This window comes from Mesorhizobium sp. M0768 (assembly GCF_040320195.1).
Lineage (GTDB): Bacteria > Pseudomonadota > Alphaproteobacteria > Rhizobiales > Rhizobiaceae > Mesorhizobium.
On sequence record NZ_JAMYPD010000002.1, the window covers coordinates 385,656 to 407,568 of the forward strand.

General features: G+C 63.4%; 19 protein-coding genes. 11 read left to right on the plus strand and 8 right to left on the minus strand.

Features of this window, described 5'->3' with window-relative positions; all coding sequences use genetic code 11:
• Window positions 1-11 precede the first annotated feature (11 nt).
• On the plus strand, window positions 12-1,433 hold the full coding sequence (locus tag NKI08_RS04085) for a glutamine synthetase family protein (RefSeq protein ID WP_352767333.1): 1,422 nt from the start codon (window positions 12-14) through the stop codon (window positions 1,431-1,433).
• 86 nt (window positions 1,434-1,519) lie between these two features.
• The gene (locus NKI08_RS04090; protein ID WP_280952098.1) at window positions 1,520-2,242 is read left to right on the plus strand and encodes a UdgX family uracil-DNA binding protein; all 723 of its coding nucleotides are present in this window, start codon (window positions 1,520-1,522) and stop codon (window positions 2,240-2,242) included.
• Between the two features lies 1 nt (window position 2,243).
• On the opposite strand, the gene NKI08_RS04095 is transcribed toward NKI08_RS04090, so the two are convergent.
• The 4 genes from NKI08_RS04095 to NKI08_RS04110 all read right to left on the minus strand — a co-directional run bounded on the left by NKI08_RS04095 (window position 2,244) and on the right by NKI08_RS04110 (window position 6,798).
• Window positions 2,244-3,509 (minus strand): glycerate kinase type-2 family protein, encoded by a 1,266-nt coding sequence (locus tag NKI08_RS04095; RefSeq protein ID WP_352767334.1) that lies wholly within the window; start codon window positions 3,507-3,509, stop codon window positions 2,244-2,246.
• Window positions 3,510-3,684: 175 nt separating this feature from the next.
• Window positions 3,685-4,191, minus strand: a complete 507-nt coding sequence (locus NKI08_RS04100; RefSeq protein ID WP_352697149.1) for a heme-degrading domain-containing protein — start codon at window positions 4,189-4,191, stop codon at window positions 3,685-3,687.
• Window positions 4,192-4,265: 74 nt separating this feature from the next.
• A complete protein-coding gene (guaD, locus tag NKI08_RS04105) occupies window positions 4,266-5,579 on the minus strand; it encodes a guanine deaminase (protein WP_352469863.1) in 1,314 nt (437 codons plus the stop codon).
• A gap of 1 nt (window position 5,580) precedes the next feature.
• Window positions 5,581-6,798 carry a urate hydroxylase PuuD gene (locus NKI08_RS04110; protein WP_352469862.1) on the minus strand — a complete coding sequence of 406 codons (1,218 nt, stop codon included), beginning with the start codon at window positions 6,796-6,798 and terminating at the stop codon, window positions 5,581-5,583.
• Window positions 6,799-6,938: 140 nt separating this feature from the next.
• Between NKI08_RS04110 and NKI08_RS04115 the strand changes: the two genes are divergently transcribed.
• The 4 genes from NKI08_RS04115 to dps all read left to right on the plus strand — a co-directional run bounded on the left by NKI08_RS04115 (window position 6,939) and on the right by dps (window position 10,833).
• Window positions 6,939-7,859, plus strand: a complete 921-nt coding sequence (locus NKI08_RS04115) for a LysR family transcriptional regulator (protein ID WP_352452229.1) — start codon at window positions 6,939-6,941, stop codon at window positions 7,857-7,859.
• A gap of 75 nt (window positions 7,860-7,934) precedes the next feature.
• Window positions 7,935-8,948: an LLM class flavin-dependent oxidoreductase gene (locus tag NKI08_RS04120; RefSeq protein WP_352767335.1), complete on the plus strand. Its 1,014-nt coding sequence runs from the start codon at window positions 7,935-7,937 to the stop codon at window positions 8,946-8,948.
• Window positions 8,945-10,198 carry an LLM class flavin-dependent oxidoreductase gene (locus NKI08_RS04125; RefSeq protein ID WP_352767337.1) on the plus strand — a complete coding sequence of 418 codons (1,254 nt, stop codon included), beginning with the start codon at window positions 8,945-8,947 and terminating at the stop codon, window positions 10,196-10,198. Before NKI08_RS04120 ends, NKI08_RS04125 begins: the two co-directional genes overlap by 4 nt.
• A gap of 146 nt (window positions 10,199-10,344) precedes the next feature.
• Window positions 10,345-10,833 carry a DNA starvation/stationary phase protection protein Dps gene (dps, locus tag NKI08_RS04130; RefSeq protein WP_352469859.1) on the plus strand — a complete coding sequence of 163 codons (489 nt, stop codon included), beginning with the start codon at window positions 10,345-10,347 and terminating at the stop codon, window positions 10,831-10,833.
• Between the two features lie 8 nt (window positions 10,834-10,841).
• On the opposite strand, the gene xdhC is transcribed toward dps, so the two are convergent.
• The 4 genes from xdhC to uraH all read right to left on the minus strand — a co-directional run bounded on the left by xdhC (window position 10,842) and on the right by uraH (window position 16,102).
• A complete protein-coding gene (gene xdhC, locus NKI08_RS04135) occupies window positions 10,842-11,831 on the minus strand; it encodes a xanthine dehydrogenase accessory protein XdhC (protein WP_352767439.1) in 990 nt (329 codons plus the stop codon).
• A 62-nt stretch (window positions 11,832-11,893) separates the two neighbouring features.
• Window positions 11,894-14,245, minus strand: a complete 2,352-nt coding sequence (gene xdhB / locus NKI08_RS04140; protein WP_352767441.1) for a xanthine dehydrogenase molybdopterin binding subunit — start codon at window positions 14,243-14,245, stop codon at window positions 11,894-11,896.
• Entirely contained in the window at window positions 14,245-15,726 is a 1,482-nt protein-coding gene (gene xdhA, locus NKI08_RS04145) for a xanthine dehydrogenase small subunit (protein ID WP_352767340.1), read from the minus strand. Before xdhA ends, xdhB begins: the two co-directional genes overlap by 1 nt.
• A 1-nt stretch (window position 15,727) precedes the next feature.
• Window positions 15,728-16,102, minus strand: a complete 375-nt coding sequence (uraH, locus tag NKI08_RS04150) for a hydroxyisourate hydrolase (protein WP_352469857.1) — start codon at window positions 16,100-16,102, stop codon at window positions 15,728-15,730.
• Between the two features lie 173 nt (window positions 16,103-16,275).
• Between uraH and puuE the strand changes: the two genes are divergently transcribed.
• The 5 genes from puuE (at window position 16,276) to NKI08_RS04175 (ending at window position 21,782) form a co-directional block, all read left to right on the plus strand.
• Window positions 16,276-17,709 (plus strand): allantoinase PuuE, encoded by a 1,434-nt coding sequence (gene puuE, locus NKI08_RS04155; protein ID WP_352681526.1) that lies wholly within the window; start codon window positions 16,276-16,278, stop codon window positions 17,707-17,709.
• A gap of 63 nt (window positions 17,710-17,772) precedes the next feature.
• Window positions 17,773-18,621: a bifunctional allantoicase/(S)-ureidoglycine aminohydrolase gene (locus NKI08_RS04160; protein WP_502896444.1), complete on the plus strand. Its 849-nt coding sequence runs from the start codon at window positions 17,773-17,775 to the stop codon at window positions 18,619-18,621.
• A complete protein-coding gene (locus NKI08_RS04165) occupies window positions 18,618-19,121 on the plus strand; it encodes an ureidoglycolate lyase (protein ID WP_352767343.1) in 504 nt (167 codons plus the stop codon). The genes NKI08_RS04160 and NKI08_RS04165 overlap by 4 nt, the downstream gene beginning before the upstream one ends.
• The gene (locus NKI08_RS04170; RefSeq protein ID WP_352540356.1) at window positions 19,121-19,714 is read left to right on the plus strand and encodes a nucleoside deaminase; all 594 of its coding nucleotides are present in this window, start codon (window positions 19,121-19,123) and stop codon (window positions 19,712-19,714) included. The genes NKI08_RS04165 and NKI08_RS04170 overlap by 1 nt, the downstream gene beginning before the upstream one ends.
• Before the next feature lie 85 nt (window positions 19,715-19,799).
• On the plus strand, window positions 19,800-21,782 hold the full coding sequence (locus tag NKI08_RS04175) for a CocE/NonD family hydrolase (RefSeq protein ID WP_352767345.1): 1,983 nt from the start codon (window positions 19,800-19,802) through the stop codon (window positions 21,780-21,782).
• The last annotated feature ends 131 nt before the right edge of the window (window positions 21,783-21,913 follow it).

Sequence of the window (21,913 nt, forward strand, 5' to 3'; positions counted from 1 at the left end):
AAGCTTGCGGCATGAAACAAGCGCCCAAGCAAAGTTTGAACCTGGTCACGGCATCCCCTTCGGGCTCGACGCCCGCCGAGGCGCAGGCCTTTCTCGACGCTCATCCCGAGATCGAAGCGTTCGACATCGTGCTGACCGACGCCAATGGCGTCGGTCGCGGCAAGATCGTGCGCCGGCATGAGTTGATAAGCATCTTCGAGGGGGGCCGGCACATGCCGATCTCGATCCTCGGCCTCGACATCACCGGCGAGGATGTTCACGAGACCGGGCTGATCTGGACGACGGGCGACGGCGACCTGCGGGCGTGGCCGATCCCCGGCACACTGGTGCCGCTGTTCGGCACCCAGCCGCCGCGCGGCCAGGTGCTGATGGCGATGTACCATCTCGATGGCCAGCCGATGTCGTCCGACCCGCGGCTGGCACTCGCCCGCCAGGTAGACATCCTCGCGGCCAAGGGCCTGCATCCGGCCGGTGCCTTCGAGCTCGAATTCTTCCTGCTCGCCAACGAGCGCGATGCCGAAGGCAAGGTGCAGCCGGCGCACGCGGTGCTTGACGGACGCCGCTCGGCCAAGACGGAGGTCTATTCCGTCGACCATCTGCACGGCATGGAGCCGCTGTTTTCCGACATCTACGCCGCAGCCAAGGTGCAAGGCATCCCGGCCGAGACGGTCATCTCGGAATATGCGCCCGGCCAGTACGAGCTGACGCTCAACTACCGCAAGGATGTGATGCGGGCGGCCGACGATCTCGTCATGCTCAAGCGACTGGTGCGGGCGCAGGCGCGCCGTCATGGTGTCACCGCTTGCTTCATGGCCAAGCCGATCGAGAAATATGCCGGCTCGGGCATGCATTTTCATGTCTCGCTGCTGGACGATGCCGGCAAGAATGTCTTTGCCGAAACCGGCGGCGAAAGCTGGTCGCTGCCGCTGCTGCGCGGCCTCGGCGGACTGATCCAGACGATGGCGGAATCGATGCTGGTCTTCGCGCCGCATGCCAATTCATGGCGGCGCTTCGTCTCGCAATCCTATGCGCCGGTGGCGCCGACCTGGGGCGTCAACAACCGTTCGGTGGCACTGCGTGTGCCGGCCGGCGATGCCAAGAACCGCCGCATCGAGCACCGGCCATCGGGCGTCGACGCGAATCCTTACCTAGTGGCAGCAACGGTGCTGGCCGGTGTCGTCAAAGGCCTCGACGAAGGCCTCGATCCCGGTCCCGAAACCACCGGCAATGGCTACGAATCGGCCGTCACGCGCACGACGATGCCGGTCGACTGGCGTGCCGCGATCGAGGCGGCAAGGGCGTCGACTTTCCTCAAGGGCGCATTGGGCGAAGACCTGCACCGGACGTTCGTGGCGATCAAGCAGTCGGAATATCTGCGCGTGGCGCGCACGGTCAGCGAACTGGATTATCACCTCTATCTGCACGAGGTGTAGGGCATCACATCGTCGGCCATCCGCCGGTGAAGGCCCATGCGGAATAATTTCAACGGAACCTTCGGCGGGCTTTGCTCATTGCGTGTCTGATTGCAGGAGCGAGCAAGGCCGCCTTAGTCATGATCGCCAGGATGCAGACAACCCCGACGCCGCACCATGCCAAAGTGCAGGCAAGACGCTTGCCTGCAAGCAAGTCTCCGGAAACGACAGAAATCGACGCCAGGACGATTCCTGAACTGCGCGAAACGGCCAAGATCTGCCGCCGCTGTCCGCTATGGCACGACGCCACGCAGACCGTGTTCGGTGAGGGCCCTGATAAAGCTAAGGTGATCTTCGTCGGCGAACAGCCGGGCGACCAGGAGGACCTGGCGGGCAAGCCCTTCGTCGGTCCGGCGGGCAAGGTGTTCGACGCGATCCTGGACGATGCCGGCGTCGATCGGCTGAAAGTCTACGTCACCAACGCGGTCAAGCATTTCAAGTTCGAGCCGCGCGGCAAGCGGCGCATCCACTCCAAGCCGAACGCCGGCGAGGTGCAGGCTTGCCGCTGGTGGCTCGACAAGGAAATCGATCTGATCAAGCCCAATCTGGCGGTGGCGCTCGGCGCAACGGCGGCGCAGGCGCTGCTTGGCAAGGTGGTGCCGATCATGAAGATGCGTGGGGCCGTCGTGGAGCGCGACGATGGCTTGCGTGTCTTCGTCACCATCCACCCGTCCTTCATCCTGCGCATTCGCGAGCCGGCGGACAAGCAGGCAGAACGCGACCGGTTCCTGCAGGATATGAGAGCGGTGAAAAAGCTGATGGCCGCCTGAGCTATTTGATCAATATCGCCCGGAGATCGTTGACGTTTGTGCCGGTCGGACCGGGTGCGAAAAGGTCATCTACGGCATTGAATGCCGTCCAGGCGTTGTTGCCGGCAAGCATGGCCTTGGCATCGATGCCCGCCTTATGCATCCGCGACACTGTCGAGCCGTCGGCGAAGGCGCCGGCATTGTCTTCCGAACCGTCTATGCCGTCGGTGTCGGCGGCCAGTGCGTGGACGCCCGCCAGGCCGCTGATCCCAATGGCGAAGGCGAGCAGGAATTCCGAGTTGCGGCCGCCTTTGCCTTTCGCGCGCAAGGTCACGGTCGTCTCGCCGCCCGACAGGATCAGCACCGGTTTTGCGAATGGCCGGTTGCGCGTCGCCACTTCGCGCGCGATTGCAGCGTGGACGCCGCCGACCTCACGCGCCTCGCCCTCGATGGAATCGGAGAGAATGACCGCTTCGATACCTTGGTACCTGGCTTCGGCCGCAGCCGCTTCCAGCGATACGCCGGCCGAGGCGATCAGATGTACCTCGTTGCGCGAAAAACGCGGATCATCGACGCGCGGTGCATCGGCGGCCGGCGAATTGATGTGCGCCATCACTGAAGCCGGTAGTTTCATGTCATAGGCGGCGATCGACGCTAATGCATCTTCGCGGCTGCCGGAATCGGGAACGGTCGGGCCGGAAGCGACCAGCGCCGGGTTATCGCCCGGAATGTCGGAGACCACCAGCGACACCACCTTGGCTGGATAGGCAGCGGCTGCCAGCCTGCCGCCCTTGATCGTGGAAACATGTTTACGGATGGTGTTCATTGCGGCGATCGGCGCGCCGGAGGCGAGCAGCGCCTCGTTGACGGCGATCTCATTGGCCAGCGTCAGACCTTCGGCAGGTGACGGCAGCAGCGCCGAGCCGCCGCCCGAAATGAGCGCCACGACGAGGTCGTCCGCACTCAGTCCCTGGACCTTTTCGAGCAGCCGCCCGGAAGCTTCTAGCCCCGCGGCATCCGGCACCGGATGCGCCGCCTCGATGATCTCGATGCGCCGGCAGGCCGCGCCATAGCCGTAGCGGGTGACGACCAGCCCTTCGATCGGCCCGTCCCACACTTTCTCGAAAGCCGCCGCCATCTGCGCCGAGCCTTTTCCTGCACCGATGACGATCGTCCGTCCCTTCGGCCTTGCGGGCAAATGATCCTTGATCGTCCTCTGGGGATCGGCGGCGGCAACGGCGGCGTTGAAGATCGAAATGAGAAAGGACTTGGGATCGAGCGCGGTCATACTGAGCGACCACGGACGCTGTGCGAGCTTCTGCGGCGTTTGCGCTGCCCCTCACCCTTACCCTCTCCCCGCAGAGAGACGGGGAGAGGGGATCGCCAGCGTTGGAGCGTTGCCCTTCTCCCCGTCACTACGCGGGGAGAAGGTGCCGGCAGGCGGATGAGGGGCAGCGCCAACGTCACGATGTTGCTTCCGGCGGCAGGACCAACTCCTGGCTATCGACGCCCAAGTAGCTACACAGCGTATCGACGACAACTCCGTGGTCCTCGCGCTCCGGTAGACCGGAGACGGCGATCACGCCGATGACGCCAGCGCCCTTGACAGTGATGGGAAAGCCGCCACCGGCCAGCACATAGTCGGCAACGTCCAGCCCTTCGCCGGGCTTGAAGCTGCGGTCGGGGCGCTGCTGCTCCAGCACAATGCGGTAGGTGCTTTTCAGGAACCGCCGCACGACGTTGATCTTGCGCCGCGCCCAGTCCGGATTGGAGGCGTTCGAGCCGGGCATTGCCGCATAGAACAGCGGCCGGTCGAAAGTTCTGATATCGACGATGATCGGCAGGTTTTCCTTGAGAGCCCGGTCGCGGATCGCCGAGCCGATCTCGAAAGCGACGGCTTCATCGAAGGCCGAAAAGACAAGCGTGGCTTCCTGTTTCTTGATCAGAGCGATGTCGTCCGCAACGGCCATGTCGTTCCCCTGTCGATCTCGCCTGTTGCTTTGGCGGATGGCTGCCGCCCGGTCAAGCCGGCCGCATACGACGGCTAAACCGCTATATCCGCCTTGGCCGCCCGGCCGGCGACATAGACCTCGCGCACGGCGCGGTCATCGCCGAGCGTCTGCAGCAGAAACAATTCCTCGGCGAGCGTGTCCGCCGTCTCCACCCGCAGCCGCATCGCCGGCGTGGCGCGGGCGTCGAGCACGATGATATCGGCGTCGCTGCCTTCCTCCAGGGTGCCGATCTTTTCCGCAAGCGACAGCGCCTCGGCATTACCGCGGGTCAGCTGCCAGAAGGACTGGAACGGATTGAGCTTCTCGCCGTTCAGCGCGATCACCTTGTAGCCCTCGTCCATGGTGCGCAGCATCGAATAGTTGGTGCCACCGCCGACATCGGTGGCTGCGGCGATGCGAAGCGGCTTCTCGCGGCGGCTATAGCGCTGATAATCGAACAGGCCCGAGCCGAGAAACAGGTTGGAGGTCGGGCAGAACACCGCCACCGAGCCGCTATCCGAAAGCGCATCCGCCTCGCGCTCCGACAGGTGGATGCAATGGCCGAACAGGCTTCTGCGCCCGAGCAGCCCATAGTGTTCGTAGATGTCGGTGTAGTCCCGCGTCTGCGGGTATAATTGCTGCGTGAAGGCGATCTCGGCGTGGTTTTCCGACAGATGCGTCTGCATGTGCAGATCAGGATATTCGCGGCAGAGCGCGCCCGCCATCTCCAATTGCTCGGGCGACGAGGTGATGGCGAAGCGCGGCGTGATGGCATAGTGCTGGCGCCCCTTGCCGTGCCACTCATCGATCAACGCCTTGCTGTCGTCATAGCCCGATTGCGGCGTGTCGAGCACGCCGTCCGGCGCGTTGCGGTCCATCATCACCTTGCCGGCGATGTTGAGCATGTTGCGGTCGTGCGACTCTGCAAAGAACGCTTCGGCAGATTCCTTGTGTACCGAGCAATAGGCCGCGACTGTCGTGGTGCCGTGGCGCAACACTTCATCCAGGAACAGCCTGGCGATACGGCGGCCATGCTGGGCGTTCTGGAATTTGGTCTCTTCCGGAAAAGTGTAGGTGTTCAGCCAGTCGAGCAGTTCGGCGCCGAAGGAAGCGATGACCTGCATCTGCGGAAAATGTGCATGCGCATCGATGAACCCGGGCAGCAGCAGATGTGGCCTGTGGTCGACCTTTTTTGTTCCCTCGCCCGCCTTTTTCTCGACCTCGGCATAGGCGCCAGCGGCAACGATCCTTCCGTCGCGCATCAGCAGGCCGCCATCTTGCTCGTAGCGCCAGGCGGAATGGTCGTCGATGGTTTCTGGCCAGCGCAAAAACGACAGCGTGCGGCCGCGCAGCAGCGTGCTGGTCATGCTATTTCCCCGCGCCTTCGAACCAGGCTACCAGCAGTGCCCGTTCCTTGTCGGTGATCTGCGTGACGTTGGCGGGCGGCATGGCGTGGCTGCGTCCGGCCTGCAGGTAGATCTCGCCGGCGTGCTCGGCGATGCCGGCATCGGTATCGAGCATCACGCCCTTAGGCGCGTGGTAAATGCCCGCGTAGGACGGCTCCGCCGCATGGCACATCGAACAGCGGCCAAGCACCGTATCACGCACAGCGGGAAAGTGCGCCGAGGCGACGTAGACCTGTGCCGCCGAGGACGTTTTGACCTCGCCGGTCAGCAGCTTCGGTGCCGTCGACAGCCAGATGATGACGACGAACAGGACGGCGGCGGCCAGCCAGGTCCAGGTCGGATTGCCTTTGCGCGCGTGCCTGGTATTGAAATAGTGCCGGATCAGCACGCCGATGATGAACACCAGCGAGGCAATGACCCAGTTGAACTCTGTGCCGAACGCCAGCGGATAATGGTTCGACAGCATCAGGAACAAAACCGGCAGCGTCAGGTAATTGTTGTGCAGCGAGCGCTGTTTGGCGATCTTGCCGTATTTCGGATTGGGCTTACGGCCAGCGATCAGGTCGGCGACGACGATCTTCTGGTTGGGGATGATGACCATGAAAACGTTGGCCGACATGATCGTCGCGGTGATGGCGCCGAGATGCAGGAAGGCGGCGCGGCCGGTGAACAGGTGGGTCAGTCCCCAGGCCATGAATACCAGCACCCCATACAGCACCAGCATCAGGCCGGTGTCGCTGTTGCCGAGCGGCGAACGGCACAAGAGATCGTAGACCACCCAGCCGACGCCGATCGTCGCCAGCGACAGCAAGATGCCTGTAGGCACCGACATGGCAAGGACATTCGGATCGATCAGGAACAGGTCCGCCCCGGCATAGTAGACGACGCACAGCATGGCGAAGCCCGACAGCCAGGTGGCGTAGGATTCCCACTTGAACCAGGTCAGATGCTCGGGCATCTCAGCCGGCGCCACCAGATATTTCTGCACATGGTAGAAGCCGCCGCCATGCACCTGCCATTCCTCGCCGAAGGCTCCGGCAGGCATGCCCGGACGCTGGCGCAGCCCGAGATCGAGCGCGACGAAATAAAAGGACGATCCAATCCAGGCGATACCGGTGACGACGTGCAGCCAGCGCACGGCGAAACTCAGCCAATCCCAGAATATCGCGAAATCCATCATGAAAAAATCGTCCCTGCCGATCCACTGACTTTACGGACTGGAGCGCAAACGGAAAGGGCCGAGCTGCACGATGACTTTCAAAAAAAATTGGAAAATACTAGGCTGATCATACGCAGCCACATGAGAGCCACGGAAGCCGCATGGCCTATCTCGACAACATCGCCGTTTTCGTCCGCGTCGTCGAGCTCGGCAATTTGTCGGCGGCTGGGCGCGACATGCGCATTTCGCCCGCGGTCGCCTCTAACCGGATCAAGGAGCTCGAGAAGCACCTGGGCGTCAGGCTGTTCAACCGCACGACGCGACAATTGATGCCGACCGAGCACGGCACCGTGTTCTACTCTGGCGCCAAGCAGGTGCTGGAGGCGGTCACCGAGGCGGAAGCGGCGGTCAGCGCGCTATCCGGCCAGCCGCGCGGCACCATAAAGGTGACAGCGCCGCTCGGCCTCGGGCGGCGGCTGGTAGCATCCGGAATCCCGGATTTCCACGACAGGTACCCAGATATCGAGGTGCGGCTCCGGCTTTCCGATCACAATGTCGATATCATGAAGGAAGGCATCGACGTTGCGTTCCGGCTGGGCATCATCGAGGATTCCAGCCTCAGGATGCGCGGCATCATGGACTGCGAACGCGTGCTGGTCGCGGCTCCACAATATCTGGACGTGCGCGGCGAGCCGACCGAGCCGCAGGAGTTGATCGGCAAGAAACACGATTGCCTGATGCTGCGCTATTCCGGTGCGCGCGAATATGTCTGGACGCTGCAGACGCCGAATGGGCCGCAAAAGTTCGAGGTGCACGGCCCCTACGATACCGATGATGGCGACGTGCTGACCGGCTGGGCGCTGTCCGGCCGCGGTATCATCAACAAGCCGCGCTTCGAGGTCGAGCCGTTTATCCGCGACCAGCGGCTGAAGGTGATCCTGAGCAATACGCCGCCGACGCCGGTGCAGTTCGCCGCCGTCTACCCGCACAAGAAGCTGCAGGATCCGAAGGTGCGGCTGCTGCTCGATTTCATGGCCGAGCGCTGCCAGCGGCTGATCAGGGATATTCTGGCCGGCAAATGATCGCTGGCTGGCCGGTTGCTTTCCGTCCAGCCGGCGAGATAATTCTCAAGGAATCTCGCTCAACAGGGAAAAGCGATGGCCAACGGCGCCACAATGTGTCTCGCCGTTTCACTGTCTCCGGAAGCCGCTCCTTCCCATCCGCCCGACGCCGGCCCGGACTTCAGTCTGCTGACGCGGTTCGTGCAAGAAGCCGAAGCGGCCGGTCTGGATATGGTGTTGCTCGGCGATTCCGCGCCGGTTGCAGGCGGGCTGAACCGGCAAATGCGCTTCGAAGCAACGACCTTGGTGGCGGCCCTGGCGACGGTGACAAGCAGGATCGGCCTCGTCGCTGCCGCGTCGACGGTCGCCCACCAGCCCTATAATCTCGCGCGCCGTTTCGCCTCGCTCGATATCATCAGCCATGGCCGCACCGGCTGGAACACGAGCATGATGCCCGACCCGCGCGAGGCCGCCAATTTCAGCCGGCCGGAAGGGTTTTCCTGCGACGATTTCCGCCTGCGCGCCGATGAATTCATCGGCATCGTGCAAGGCTTGTGGAAAGGCTGGGACGCAGACGCGCTGCTGTTCGACAAAGTTGGCGGCCGCTTCTTCGATCCCGAGAAGATGCACCTTCTCGACCACAAGGGCGAATACTTTTCCGTGCGCGGGCCGCTCAACGTGGCGCGGGCGCCGCAGGACACGCCGGTGCTGGTCATGTCCGGCCTGTCCGAGCCCGCCATGTATATCGCCGCCCGCACCGCCGATGTCGTCCTGCTGGATGAGCCATCGATCGAGCCGGCGAAGGCTGGCGATCTGAAGCGCCGTGCGCTTGCCTTCGGGCGCAGGCCGGAGGCGCTGAAAGTGCTGATGAACGTTACCGGCAGCGCCGAAATAACCGCCGCGCCGGACCTGTTTGCGGACAGCCTCGAAGAGTGCTTTCGCTCGAAAGCCTGCGACGGCTTCAACATCGCCATGCCGTTCACATCGGCGCTCGACGATTTCGTCGGTCTCGTGCTGCCGGAGCTTCGCCGCCGCGGCCTTGTCCAGTCCGGCTACAGCGCGGCGACACTGCGCGCCCATCTCGGGCTTGCAGGGGAGGATCGGCAATGAGCGCCGGTCGAGGCCAGATGAAGCTCGGCGCCTTCCTGTGGGCGACAGGCCACCACATCGCCGCCTGGCGCCATCCGCAGGCGCATGTCACGGCCGGCATCGACATCGATCATTACATCCAGCTGGCGCGGACGGCGGAAGCGGCAAAGTTCGACATGATCTTCTGCGAGGACGCCGCCGGCGTGCGCGAGGCCAATGTCAACATCGCCAGCCAAACGTCGCGCTCGATCGGCTTCGAGCCGATCAGCCTGCTTGCCGCGCTCGCCGTCCAGACGGCGCGCATCGGCCTCGTCTCCACGGCGTCGACGAGCTATAACGAGCCTTACGGGCTGGCGCGAACCTTCCTGTCGCTCGACCATCTGAGCGGCGGCCGTGCCGGCTGGAACCTTGTCACTTCCGCCAGCCAGATCGAGGCCGCCAATTTCGGCTCGACCGGTCTGCGCCCGCATGCCGACCGCTATGAACGGGCGCGCGAATTCGCTGCCGTGGTCGCTGGCCTTTGGCAAGGCCAGGGCGGACACGAAGGCAGAAGCTTTTCGGTGCGCGACCCGCTTGATCTGCCGCGCTCGCCACAAGGTGCGCCGGTCATGGTTCAGGCGGGAGCGTCGGACGAAGGCCGCGATCTCGCCGCCCGGACCGCCGATGTGGTGTTCACTGCGGCGCAGACATTCGAGGAGGGGAAGGCCTTCTACGACGACCTCAGGGGACGGCTGGCGGCCTATGGGCGCGAGCCGGACGACCTCAAGATCATGCCTGGCGTCGCGCCGGTCGTCGCGGCAAGCGAAGCGGAAGCCCGGGCAAAACATGATGAACTGCAGGAGCTGATACCGGACGATGTCGGTGTCGCGCTGCTTTCCAGCTATCTCAGCATACCCGATCTCGCGCGCTATCCCATCGACGGACCGCTGCCCGAGCTGCCGGCCAGCGAAGGCATGCAGAGCCGGCAGGCGCTCGTCATCGAGCAATCACGCCGCGATAAGCTGTCCATTCGCCAGCTTGCCCGTCATTTCGCCGGCGCGCGCGGCCATTGGCGCGTCGTCGGAACGCCCGCCCAGATCGCCGACGAGCTCGAGGCACGCTTCGAGGGCGGCGCCGCAGACGGTTTCAACGTCATGCCATCCTATTTTCCCGGCCAACTCGATGCCTTTGCCACACTAGTCGTGCCGGAGCTACAGCGGCGCGGGCTGTTCCGTACGGATTATGAAGGCAGCACGCTGCGCGACCATCTGGGCTTGAAAAGGCCGGCGTAAACGACGAGCGGAACGAAAGTCGGAGATCGCCGTTTTGGGATGCTGTGCCGCGCGGCGATGAGGGCGTCTGCGCGCATGTTCGATTGACCTTCCACAAACTTCGCCCTCTTCAAACCAAGCGGACGCAACCGCCACAGGAGCCGATCATGGATGCCATCGCCACCCGCAACGACCTGCAATCCAATGCCAAGAAAGAGTGCATCGATCTTCTCAATGCCCGCCTCGCTGACGCCATCGATCTGGCCTTGATCACCAAGCAGGCGCACTGGAACGTCAAGGGACCGCAATTCATCGCCATCCACGAGATGCTCGACACGTTCCGCGAGGAGCTCGACGGCCATGTCGACACCATTGCCGAGCGCGCCGTACAGCTCGGCGGGACGGCGCTCGGCACATCGCAAGAGGTGTCGAAGGCGACTATGCTCGAGGCCTATCCGACCGACATCCACAAGACCCGGGATCATCTGGCGGCGCTGATCGACCGCTATGCCGCAACCGCCAAGCGGGCACGCGCGGCGATCGACGAGGCGGCCGGCGCGGGCGATGCCGACACCGCCGACATCTTCACCGCCTATTCACGCTCGCTCGACAAATTGCTGTGGTTCCTTGAGGCGCACACGCAGGAGAAGGAATAGCCAAAACGTCAGCCAGCCATCGCTTTGCGGTGAGGGGCTTTGGACTGAGCGAACGGTGCCGCCGCATGGCCGGCCAACGCTGTCATAATCTCGGCTACGGCGAGTGCGGCGATCACCTGCGGGCGCTTGTCCTTAACGGCATCGCCGCCGATCGGCGAGACGAGGTGGGCAAATTCCGCCTCGCTTCCGTCCGCCGATTTCAGGAACCAGTTCCAGAAGGTCGCCTTCTTGGTCCTGGAGCCGATCATGCCGACATAGGCGGCATCCCGGCGTTTCAGAGCCTCGGCGACGATCAGGAAGTCCAGCGCGTGGTCATGTGTAAGGACGACGAAGGCGGATCCAGCCGGGGCTTCGCGCACCATCGCCTCAGGCATCGGCGTCAGCTTGGTTTCGACCGCTTCCGGCATGCCTTTGAGCGCCTCGGCTCGCGTCTCGACAACGACGACATGCACCGGCAGCAAGGCCATCGCGGAGGCCAGCGCTTGGCCGACATGGCCGCCGCCGAGGATGTAGACATGCGGTCGCTGCGCTTCCTCGGTTTCCGCCGCCGCAACCAGCTTGGCTTCAAGCGCAGGGTCGACTAGCTGGATCAGCAGCTCGACCCTGCCGCCGCAGCACTGCCCGATGTCCGGGCCGAGCGCGATGTCGAGGGTGGCGCGGATATCCCTCCCCGTTGAGGGGAGGGTGGCGGCGAAGCCGCCGGGTGGGGTCGCCGCGGCAGTGCTCGACGCGCTGGCGGTACCTTCTGAGACGACCCCCTCTGGCCGCTCCGCGGCCATCTCCCCCTCAAGGGGGGGGAAAAGCATCTGTCGCGCTTTGTCGATCGCCATGTATTCGAGCTGGCCGCCGCCGATCGTACCGAAAGTGGCCGATCCTGAGACGAGCATGAAGGCACCCGTCTCGCGCGGCGTCGAACCTTTTGTCCGGGCCACCTCAACGAAGGCGACCCGGCCGGCGCCGGCAAGAAAGGCTTTCAGGCTCTGCACTTTCGCGTTCATCATTTGCGTTCCCTATCGGGAAATATAGAGTTTTTCGGCCTGAATTGCACGTTTTCCGGGATTCAAGTGCCGGTTTTGGCTTCGCGCTTCAGCCGTTCGATCGCCATCAGCACACGCTCCGGCGTGGCCGGCGGGTCGAGGCGCGGGCAGATCTTGTGGCTGGCAACGCTCGCCACTGCGTCCGACAGCGCATGCAGCACCGACATTGCGAGCGGAAAGGGCGGCTCGCCGACCGCCTTGGAGCGGTACACCGTCGGCTCGCCTGCTTGCGCCCAGTCGGCCAAAGTCACATTAAAAATCTTCGGCCGGTCCGACGCGAGCGGGATCTTGTAGGTCGATGGCGCATGGGTGCGCAGCCGCCCCTTGTCGTCCCACCACAGTTCCTCCGTTGTCAGCCAGCCCATGCCCTGGATGAAGCCGCCCTCGATCTGGCCGAGGTCGATGGCGCGGTTCAGCGAGCGGCCGGTTTCGTGCAGGATGTCGGTGCGCTCGACGATATATTCGCCGGTCAGCGTGTCGACAGACACTTCCGAGCACGCGGCGCCGTAAGCGAAATAGTAGAAGGGATGGCCCTCGCCCTTGTCGCGGTCCCAATGGATTTTCGGCGTCTTGTAGAAACCCGCCGCCGAAAGCTGGATGCGCGCCATATAAGCCTGCCTGACGAGATCGGCGAAGGCGATCTCCTGGTTGCCGATGCGCACGCGGTTGGGCAGGAACAGCACCTGGTCGCGCGGCACCTGGTATCTCTCGACGGCAAAATTGGTCAACCGGTCCTTGATCTGGCGGGCGGCATTCTGCGCCGCCATGCCGTTGAGGTCGGAGCCGGAAGACGCGGCGGTGGCCGAGGTATTCGGCACCTTGCCGGTCGTCGTCGCGGTGATCTTGACCTGATCGAGGTCGATCTGGAACTCTTCCGCCACAACCTGCGCCACCTTGACATAGAGGCCCTGCCCCATCTCGGTGCCGCCGTGGTTCAGATGCACCGAACCATCGGTATAGACATGCACCAGCGCGCCGGCCTGGTTGTAATGGGTGGCGGTGAACGAGATGCCGAACTTGACCGGCGTCAGCGCCAGTCCGCGCTTGATGAAGCGGCTGTTGGCATTGAAAGCATCGATGGTGCGGCGGCGCCTCGCATAGTCGGAACTCGCCTCCAGCTCGGCGACGATGCGGTGGATGATGTTGTCCTCGACCGTCTGGTGGTAGGGAGTGATGTTGCGGTCGCTGGTGCCGTAGAAATTCTTCTTGCGGATTTCGAGCGGGTCCTTGCCGACGGCAAACGCGACTTCGTCGATGACGCGCTCGGCGCCGACCATGCCTTGCGGGCCGCCGAAGCCGCGAAAGGCGGTGTTCGATACCGTATTGGTGTAGAGCGGCGCCGATTGCGCGTGCACCGCCGGCCAGAAATAGGTGTTGTCGCAATGGAACAGCGCGCGGTCAGTGACCGGGCCGGAGAGGTCGGCCGAGAAGCCGCAGCGCGCCGCGAACATGAAATCTACGCCCAGAATATTGCCTTCGTCGTCGAAGCCGACCTCGTAGTCGACGAGGAAATCGTGGCGTTTGCCGGTGGCGATCATGTCGTCGTCGCGGTCAGGCCGGATTTTCACGGCCCGATGATGTTTCTTCGCGGCGATAGCGGCCAATGCCGCAAACTGATTGCCTTGCGTTTCCTTACCGCCGAAAGCGCCGCCCATCCGGCGGATTTCCACCGTCACCGCATGGCTCGGCACACCCAGCGCATGGCTGACCATGTGCTGGATTTCGCTCGGGTGCTGGGTCGAGGAATAGATGGTGACGTCGTGGTCCTCGCCGGGGATGGCCAAGGCGATATGACCTTCGAGATAGAAATGCTCCTGGCCGCCTATGCGCATTTTTCCCTTCAGCCGGCGCGGCGCCGCATTGATCGCAGCCGCTGCATCACCGCGCCTCAGCGTCAGCGGCGGCGTGACCAGCTTATCTTTCCGGGGATCGAGCTCACCGACATCGGCGACGAACGGCAATTCCTTGTATTCGACCTTGGCCAGCCTCGTTGCACGGCGCGCCTGCTCGCGGGTTTCGGCAATGACGCAGAAGATCGGTTGGCCAAAGAATTGCACCTTGCCGTCGGCCAGCACCGGCTCGTCGTGACGGCCGGTCGGCGAAATGTCGTTCTCGCCTGGCACGTCGCTCGCCGTCAGCACGTCGATGACGCCGGGTGCGGCGCGCACCGCCGACAGGTCCATGCTGGTGATGGTGGCATGCGTCGCCGTCGAAAGCCCAAGGCAGCCGTGCAGCGTGCCGGCCGGTTCCGGCATGTCGTCGATATAGACGGCCGTGCCACTGACATGCTTGTGCGCGGAATCATGGCGCTGGTCGGTGGCGACGCCGCCGGCGATTTTTTGCGCCTTCAGATTGGGGGTGGCGTGCTTGTTCATCATGCCGCCTCGTGCCGTGATACCTGGATCGGCGCCCGGGTGCCGGTGGTTTCGGCAAAGAAGCGCAGCAGCAGGTTGCGTGCCGCCAGCGCCCGGTATTCGGCGCTTGCCCGCATGTCGGTCAGCGGCGTGAAATCGCCGGCGTACGCGGCCATCGCCGCCTCGACCGTCGCTTCCGTCCAGGGCTTGCCAAGCAATGCCTTTTCGACGCCAAAGGCTCGCTTCGGCGTTGCCGCCATGCCGCCATAGGCGATGCGCACATCCGCCACCGTGTCATGCTCGGCGAGCTTCAGGAAAAACGCGCCTAGCGCTGCTGTGATGTCTTCGTCGCGGCGCTTGGTGATCTTGTAGACGGCAAATTTCGTCTCGCTACCTGGCACCGGAACATGCACGGCCTCGACGAATTCGCCGGGCTGCCGGTCCTGCTTGCCATAGGCGATGAAAAACTCCTCTAGCGGGATCGTTCGACACTTGTCGCCGCGGCGCAGCGTCAGGCGGGCACCGAGTGCGATCAGCGGCGGCGGCGTGTCGCCGATCGGCGAACCGTTGGCGATATTGCCGCCGATGGTGCCCATGTTGCGCACCTGATCGCCGCCGATGCGGTCGAACAGCGGGCCGAGCGCCGGGATGCGTTTCGCCAGTGTCGAGAAGGCTTCGCTATAGGTGACACCGGCGCCGATCGAGACGACGCCCTTGTCCTCGGAAATCCCGCACAGACCATCGAGATTGCCGATGAAAACCGCCGGCGCAATATCGTGCATGTGCTTGGTCACCCAAAGGCCGACATCGGTCGAACCCGCGACGATAGTGGCGCCCGGCTCCTTGACGAGTACGCTGGCCAGATCGTCGGCATTGGCCGGCACGATCAGCCGCTTGTTGCCGGAGCCGATCTCGATGCGCGAACCGTCCTTCATCGCTTCGAGCTTGGCCGTGACTGCCTTGCGCTCCGCCGCCAACGGATCCTTTGCCGCCGTGCCGTAGCTGGAGATGGCGCGCGCCGCGCGCATGATCGCCTCGTATCCGGTGCAGCGGCAGAGATTGCCTTGCAGCGCCTTTTCGATGGCGGCGTCCGACGGCTCCGGCGCCCGCATCCACAGAGCATAAAGCGACATGACGAAACCCGGTGTGCAGAAGCCGCATTGCGAGCCGTGGAAATCGACCATGGCCTGCTGCACGGGATGCAGTTTTCCTGCGTCGCCGCGCAGATGCTCGACGGTCACGACATGCGTGCCGTCTAGCGAGCCAAGGAAGCGGATGCAGGCATTGACGCTTTCATAGACCAGTGTTCCACCGGAGAGCCTGCCGACCAGCACCGTGCAGGCGCCACAGTCGCCCTCGGCGCAACCTTCCTTGGTGCCGCGCAGCGAGCGGTCGAGCCGCAGCCAGTCGAGCAGGGTCTGGTCGGGTGCAATCGTGCCGAGCGCGACGTCCTCGCCATTGAGGATGAAGCGGATTTCGTTGCGTGTCTTGATCCCTGCCATCTCAGCTTCCCCGGTAGGTCGAATAGCCGTACGGCGACAGAAGCAGCGGCACATGATAGTGCATCGGCTCGGCCATACCGAAGCGGATCGGCACATGGTCGAGGAAGGCCGGTTCCGCCAGTTTTGTCCCTTGCCCGCGCAGATAATCGCCGGCCGCAAAGACCAGCTCGTATTCGCCGGTGCGGAATTCCGCGCCGGCAAGCAGCGGAGCATCGCAACGGCCGTCATGATTGGTGACGACCGTTTTCAGATGCGTCCGGGCCTGACCGTCAAGATGATAGAGCTCGATCGACAGACCGGCCGCCGGTTTGCCGGCCGCAGTGTCGAGGACGTGGGTCGTCAGGCGCCCGCCTTCGGCTTTCGACGTTTCCGCCACTGGCTGCTCCATTCCCTGAACGGTCGAACACTATTCATGAATTGTGCGCCAATTAAAGGCGATGCATAAGTCCCGGTCGAGCGGAGCGCGACAAAAACACTTTCAAAAATTTCGGGGGAATGCGCAGGCACTCCTTTCGACTATCCTGATTACAATTTCCGGCAGGAGCGAGAATGCGTTACGAACGAGACATGCGCGGCTACGGAGCCAATCCGCCGGATCCGAAATGGCCCGGCGGGGCGCATGTCGCGGTGCAGTTCGTCGTCAATTACGAAGAGGGCGGCGAGAATTGCGTCCTGCACGGCGACAAGGCTTCGGAGGCTTTCCTGTCGGAGATCGTCGGCGCCGCGCCCTGGCCCGGCCAGCGCCACTGGAACATGGAATCGATCTACGAATACGGCGCCCGAGCCGGCTTCTGGCGATTACTGCGCCTGTTCAGCGAGGCACAGGTGCCGATCACCTGCTATGGCGTCGCCACGGCCCTGGCACGTTCGCCCGACCAGGTTGCGGCGATGCAGGAGGCCGGCTGGGAGATCGCTTCGCACGGGCTGAAATGGATCGACTACCGCGACCATACCCCGGAAGACGAGCGCCGCGACATGGAGGCGGCGATCCGGCTGCATTATGAGGTGACAGGGGCGCGGCCGACCGGCTGGTACACCGGCCGCACCTCGATCAACACGGTGCGGCTGGCGGCGGAAGAGGGCGGCTTCGACTATGTGTCGGATACCTATGACGACGAGCTGCCCTACTGGTTCGAGCACGTGGTGCCGGATGGCACGGCGAAACCGCAGCTGATCATACCCTACACGCTCGACGCCAACGACATGCGCTTTGCCACGCCGCAGGGCTTCAATTCGGGCGACCAGTTTTTTGCCTATCTCAGGGATAGTTTCGATACGCTCTATGTCGAGGGCAAGGCAGGGCGGCCGCGTATGATGAACATCGGCCTGCACTGCCGCCTGGTCGGCCGGCCGGGCCGGGTCGCGGCACTGAAGCGCTTCATCGACTACGTCAAATCGCATGACAAGGTCTGGCTGGCACGACGCATCGACATTGCAAAACACTGGCAGGAGACGCATCCGTTCCGGTTGCCGGCGCTGCGCCCGTCGAAAATGGAATTCGAGGCCTTCGTCCACACATTCGGCGGCGTCTTCGAGCATTCGCCGTGGGTTGCCGAGCGCGCTTATGAGCTGGAGCTCGGCCCGGCCCATGACAGTGCCGGCGGCCTGCACAATGCGCTCTGCCGCGTCTTTCGCGCGGCAAGCGAGGCCGAGCGGTTTGCTGTGCTCAATGCCCACCCCGATCTTGCCGGAAAACTGGCACAGGCCAAGCGGCTGACGGCGGAATCGTCGAGGGAACAGGCTTCGGCAGGGCTCGACGCGCTGACCGAGAAGGAGCGCGAGCTGTTCGCAAAACTCAATGCCGCCTACGTCACCAGTTTCGGTTTCCCCTTCATTATTGCGGTGAAAGGAAAGACCAAGGCGGAGATCCTGGCCGAGTTCGAGGCGCGTATCGGCAACAGCCACGACGTCGAATTCGAAACCGCCTGCAGACAGGTCGAGTGCATCGCGCTGCTTCGTCTCAAGGACATGCTTCCGCAATAGGCTTTGGCTGCCGCCATGGGCCCTGGCTTCCGCAACAGGCTTGAATTTATGGATATGATGAAAATGGCCGAGCGAACCTATTATGCGCCGCAGGGCGGACATCCCGGCCAGAGTGAATTGCTGACCGGCCGCGCTGTGTTCACACAGGCCTATGCGGTCATCCCCAAGGGTGTGATGCAGGACATCGTCACCAGCGCCTTGCCGTTCTGGGATAGGACACGCGTCTGGGTGCTGTCGCGGCCGCTATCGGGTTTTGCCGAGACGTTTTCGCAATACATCGTCGAGCTCGCGCCCGGCGGCGGCAGCGACCGCCCTGAGCTTGACGCCGCCGCCGAAGGTGCCCTGTTCGTAGTCGAAGGCGAGCTATGCGTTTCGCTTGCCGACAAGAAACATAGCTTAAGGCCGGGCGGCTTTGCCTACCTGCCGCCGGCGAGCGGGTGGACGGTGCGCAATGAAAGCGGTGCCGCCGTCCGCTTTCACTGGATCCGCAAGACTTATGACGCAGTCGACGGCATCGACCAGCCGCAAGCGTTCTTCGCCAACGAACAGGAAATCGCGCCGACGCCAATGCCGGGTACCGAAGGCCGATGGACGACGACGCGCTTCGTCGATCCGGCCGACATGCGCCACGACATGCATGTCACCATCGTCACGCTCGAGCCTGGCGCGGTCATTCCCTTCGCCGAGACGCACGTCATGGAACACGGGCTCTATGTGCTGGAGGGCAAGGCGGTCTACCGTCTCAACCAGGATTGGGTCGAAGTCGAAGCCGGCGACTATATGTGGCTGCGCGCCTTCTGCCCGCAGGCTTGTTATGCCGGCGGGCCGGGCAAATTCCGCTATCTCCTCTATAAGGACGTCAACCGCCACGCCAAGCTTGGCAGCGCCGGCGTCGTGAGACCCACACCATGACCCGCATCGTCGCGCGGCCGCTGACCCGCGAGAATTTCGCCGAATTCGGCGACGTCATCGATATGGGCGGCGACAACCATTATCCGATCAATGGCGGCAAGGCTGAGCGCTACCATGACCTCGCCACGGCGGAAGCACGAGGGCCGAATGCGCGCGTGCTGATCTCGATGGTGCGTGGCACGCCCTATGAGCTGCCGTTGAAGCTTACCATGGTGGAGCGCCATCCGTTTGGCAGCCAGGCCTTCATCCCGCTGTCACCACGGCCGTTCCTGGTCGTCGTCTGCCATGACGGCGAAGAGGGCCCGGGCGAGCCGCATGCCTTCATCACCGCGCCCGGGCAAGGCATCAACTATCCGCGCAATCTGTGGCACGGAGTGCTGACGCCGATCGGCGATGTCCAGGATTTTGTGGTCGTCGACCGCGGCGGCGACGGCTCCAATCTCGAAGAGTGCCATTTCTCGCACGCCTACGAGATCGATCTTCCCGACGGGATTAGATGATGACCGACATTTCGCTGATCGACCGACTGCTCGACGTCATCGAGCACGACATCGTGCCGAAGACCGTCGAAGGCGTCGCGCACGGCAATAAGCTGTTCGGCGCGGCCATTCTGCGCAAGGACGACCGCTCGCTGGTGCTTGCCGAAACCAACAACGAGACCGAAAACCCGCTCTGGCACGGCGAGGTGCATTGCCTGAAGCGCTTCTACGAAATGCCTAAAGCCGAACGCGTCGACACCAAGGACGCGATCTTTCTTGCCACGCACGAACCCTGCTCGCTCTGCCTGTCGGCGATCACCTGGACCGGCTTCGACAATTTCTTCTATCTGTTCAGCCACGAAGACTCGCGCGACAGCTTCGACATCCCGCACGATTTGAAGATCCTGAAAGAGGTCTTCACCCTCGATCCCGGCGGCTACAATGCCGAGAATGCCTATTGGAAGAGCTTTTCGATCCGCAAATTGGTGCGCTCGCTGCCCGATGCCGAGCGCGAGCGGCTGGAAGCGCGTATCGGCGCAATATCAGCGCGCTATGACGAATTGTCCGCCGCCTATCAAGCAAGCAAGGCCGAAAACGACATACCGCTGAATTGACGCGGATTGACCAGCCGAATTCGTTGACTGGCCCATGACGCGCTCTCACGGGCTCCATCATCTGGCGCTCCTGGAGTTCGCCCGCATGAAAATCGTCACTGAATTCCCACGAAAGATCGTCGAATTTCCGGATATGGGGATCATCATGCCGGACGGCTGCCGGCTGTCGGCGCGGGTGTGGATGCCGGCCGATGCTGCCGACGATCCAGTGCCGGCAATCCTCGAACACCTGCCCTATCGCAAGCGCGACGGCACGATCTATCGTGATCAGCTGACGCATCCCTATTTTGCCGGCCACGGCTACGCCTCGATCCGCGTCGACATGCGCGGCAATGGCGATTCCGAAGGGCTGATGGACGACGAATATTCCGAGCAGGAATTGCAGGACGCTTGCGACGTCATCGCCTGGGCGGCGGACCAGCCCTGGTGCAACGGCAATGCCGGCATGATGGGCATTTCGTGGGGCGGCTTCAACTGCCTGCAGGTAGCAGCCAAGCAGCCGCCGGCGCTGAAGGCGGTCATCAGTCTCTGTTCGACGGTCGACCGCTATGCCGACGACATCCACTACAAGGGCGGCTGCCTGCTGATCGAGAATTTCGGCTGGGCCTCGACCATGCTGTCCTATTCGTCAAGGCCGCCGGATCCGTTGCTGGCCGGCGACAACAGATGGCGCGACCTGTGGCTGACCAGGCTGGAGAACCAGCCCTTCCTGGTACCGCTGTGGCTAAAGCACCAGCATCGCGATGCCTATTGGAAGCGCGGCTCGATCTGCGAGGACTATTCCGCCATCCATGCCGCGGTGCTGTCGATCGGCGGCTGGCATGATGGCTATCGCAATACGATTTCCCATCTCGCCGTCAATATCGAGGCGCCGGTCAAGGGCATCGTCGGCCCGTGGATCCACAAATACCCGCATTACGCCGCGCCCGAACCGCGCATCGGCTTCCTGCAGGAGGCCTTGCGCTGGTGGGACCGCTGGCTGAAGGATATCGACACCGGCGTCGAGGCCGACCCCGCCTACCGCGCCTATGTCATGGACAGCGTGCGTCCGGCGCGCTGGCATCCCGAGCGCCCGGGCCGCTGGGTCGCTGAATCGGAATGGCCGTCACCCAACATCAAGACCCAAGAGGTTGAGCTTATCGCTGAAGGTAACCACGCTATCGTCGCTTCGCCGCAAAGCTGCGGCCTCGCCGGCGGCGAATATTTCCCCTTCACCTTCGGCCCGGAACTGCCGGGTGACCAGCGCCCCGACGATGCGCTGTCGGTGTGCTTCGACCAGCCGGTGCTGACCGAAACGGTCGACATTGTCGGTGCTCCCGAAGTTGTGGTCAGCGTCTCGTCGGACCGGCGCCAGGCGAACATCGCGGTTCGGCTGTGCGACGTCCATCCGGACGGGGCATCGGAGCTGATCTCGTACGGCGTGCTCAACCTGACGCATCGCAACTCGCACGAATTTCCCGAAGCGCTGGTGCCCGGCGAAACCGTCAGCGCCCGGGTGGTGCTCGACCAATGCGCCTATCGCGTGCCGGCCGGCCATCGCTTGCGCGTTGCCGTTTCGAACGCCTACTGGCCGATGATCTGGCCGTCGCCGGAGCCGGTCCGGCTCGAATTGTCGGCCGCGACATTGATGCTGCCGGTACGCCCGCCAGCGACAGGCGACGAGGTCACCTTCCCCGCTCCCGAAGGTGCTGCGCCCTGGGCAACGGAGACGCTTCGGCCCGCCAATTCCGAGCGTCATGTCGATCGCGACGAAAAGACCGGAATGATTACGGTTTCCATCGTCGACGATTTCGGTGAGGTGCGCGACCTGGAGCATGGCCTCGCCCACGGGAGCCTCGCCAGGGAGACATGGGTGATCCATCCTGACAATCCGCTGTCAGCCTCGGGCAAGACGCATTGGAGCCAGACGCTGTCGCGAAATGGATGGTCGGTGCGCACCGAAACCTTCGCCGAAATGCGGTCCGACGCGCAAAGCTTCGTGGTTAGCGCCAGAATTGAAGCCTATGAAGGCGAGAAACTCGTCTTCGAGCGCAATTTCGAGGAGAAAATCCCGCGCGTGCTGCTTTGAGCGCTTATAGCGATTGGTCCAATTGCGACGCACGATTTACGCCACGGCATGTCGCATTCGGTCTTGCTTACCGCTTTCCCTTACGGTCATTATTCTCCCGATTGAAATGAGAAAAACGACCATAAGGTCGG

Bases quoted from the DNA above. Each gene is read 5' to 3' on its own strand.
- NKI08_RS04085 (WP_352767333.1), top strand. From the start codon at position 12: ATGAAACAAGCGCCCAAGCAAAGTTTGAACCTGGTCACGGCATCCCCT.
- NKI08_RS04095 (WP_352767334.1), bottom strand. From the start codon at position 3,509: ATGACCGCGCTCGATCCCAAGTCCTTTCTCATTTCGATCTTCAACGCC.
- NKI08_RS04100 (WP_352697149.1), bottom strand. From the start codon at position 4,191: ATGGCCGTTGCGGACGACATCGCTCTGATCAAGAAACAGGAAGCCACG.
- guaD (WP_352469863.1), bottom strand. From the start codon at position 5,579: ATGACCAGCACGCTGCTGCGCGGCCGCACGCTGTCGTTTTTGCGCTGG.
- NKI08_RS04110 (WP_352469862.1), bottom strand. From the start codon at position 6,798: ATGATGGATTTCGCGATATTCTGGGATTGGCTGAGTTTCGCCGTGCGC.
- NKI08_RS04115 (WP_352452229.1), top strand. From the start codon at position 6,939: ATGGCCTATCTCGACAACATCGCCGTTTTCGTCCGCGTCGTCGAGCTC.
- NKI08_RS04120 (WP_352767335.1), top strand. From the start codon at position 7,935: ATGGCCAACGGCGCCACAATGTGTCTCGCCGTTTCACTGTCTCCGGAA.
- NKI08_RS04125 (WP_352767337.1), top strand. From the start codon at position 8,945: ATGAGCGCCGGTCGAGGCCAGATGAAGCTCGGCGCCTTCCTGTGGGCG.
- dps (WP_352469859.1), top strand. From the start codon at position 10,345: ATGGATGCCATCGCCACCCGCAACGACCTGCAATCCAATGCCAAGAAA.
- xdhC (WP_352767439.1), bottom strand. From the start codon at position 11,831: ATGAACGCGAAAGTGCAGAGCCTGAAAGCCTTTCTTGCCGGCGCCGGC.
- xdhB (WP_352767441.1), bottom strand. From the start codon at position 14,245: ATGAACAAGCACGCCACCCCCAATCTGAAGGCGCAAAAAATCGCCGGC.
- xdhA (WP_352767340.1), bottom strand. From the start codon at position 15,726: ATGGCAGGGATCAAGACACGCAACGAAATCCGCTTCATCCTCAATGGC.
- puuE (WP_352681526.1), top strand. From the start codon at position 16,276: ATGCGTTACGAACGAGACATGCGCGGCTACGGAGCCAATCCGCCGGAT.
- NKI08_RS04160 (WP_502896444.1), top strand. From the start codon at position 17,773: ATGGCCGAGCGAACCTATTATGCGCCGCAGGGCGGACATCCCGGCCAG.
- NKI08_RS04165 (WP_352767343.1), top strand. From the start codon at position 18,618: ATGACCCGCATCGTCGCGCGGCCGCTGACCCGCGAGAATTTCGCCGAA.
- NKI08_RS04170 (WP_352540356.1), top strand. From the start codon at position 19,121: ATGACCGACATTTCGCTGATCGACCGACTGCTCGACGTCATCGAGCAC.
- NKI08_RS04175 (WP_352767345.1), top strand. From the start codon at position 19,800: ATGAAAATCGTCACTGAATTCCCACGAAAGATCGTCGAATTTCCGGAT.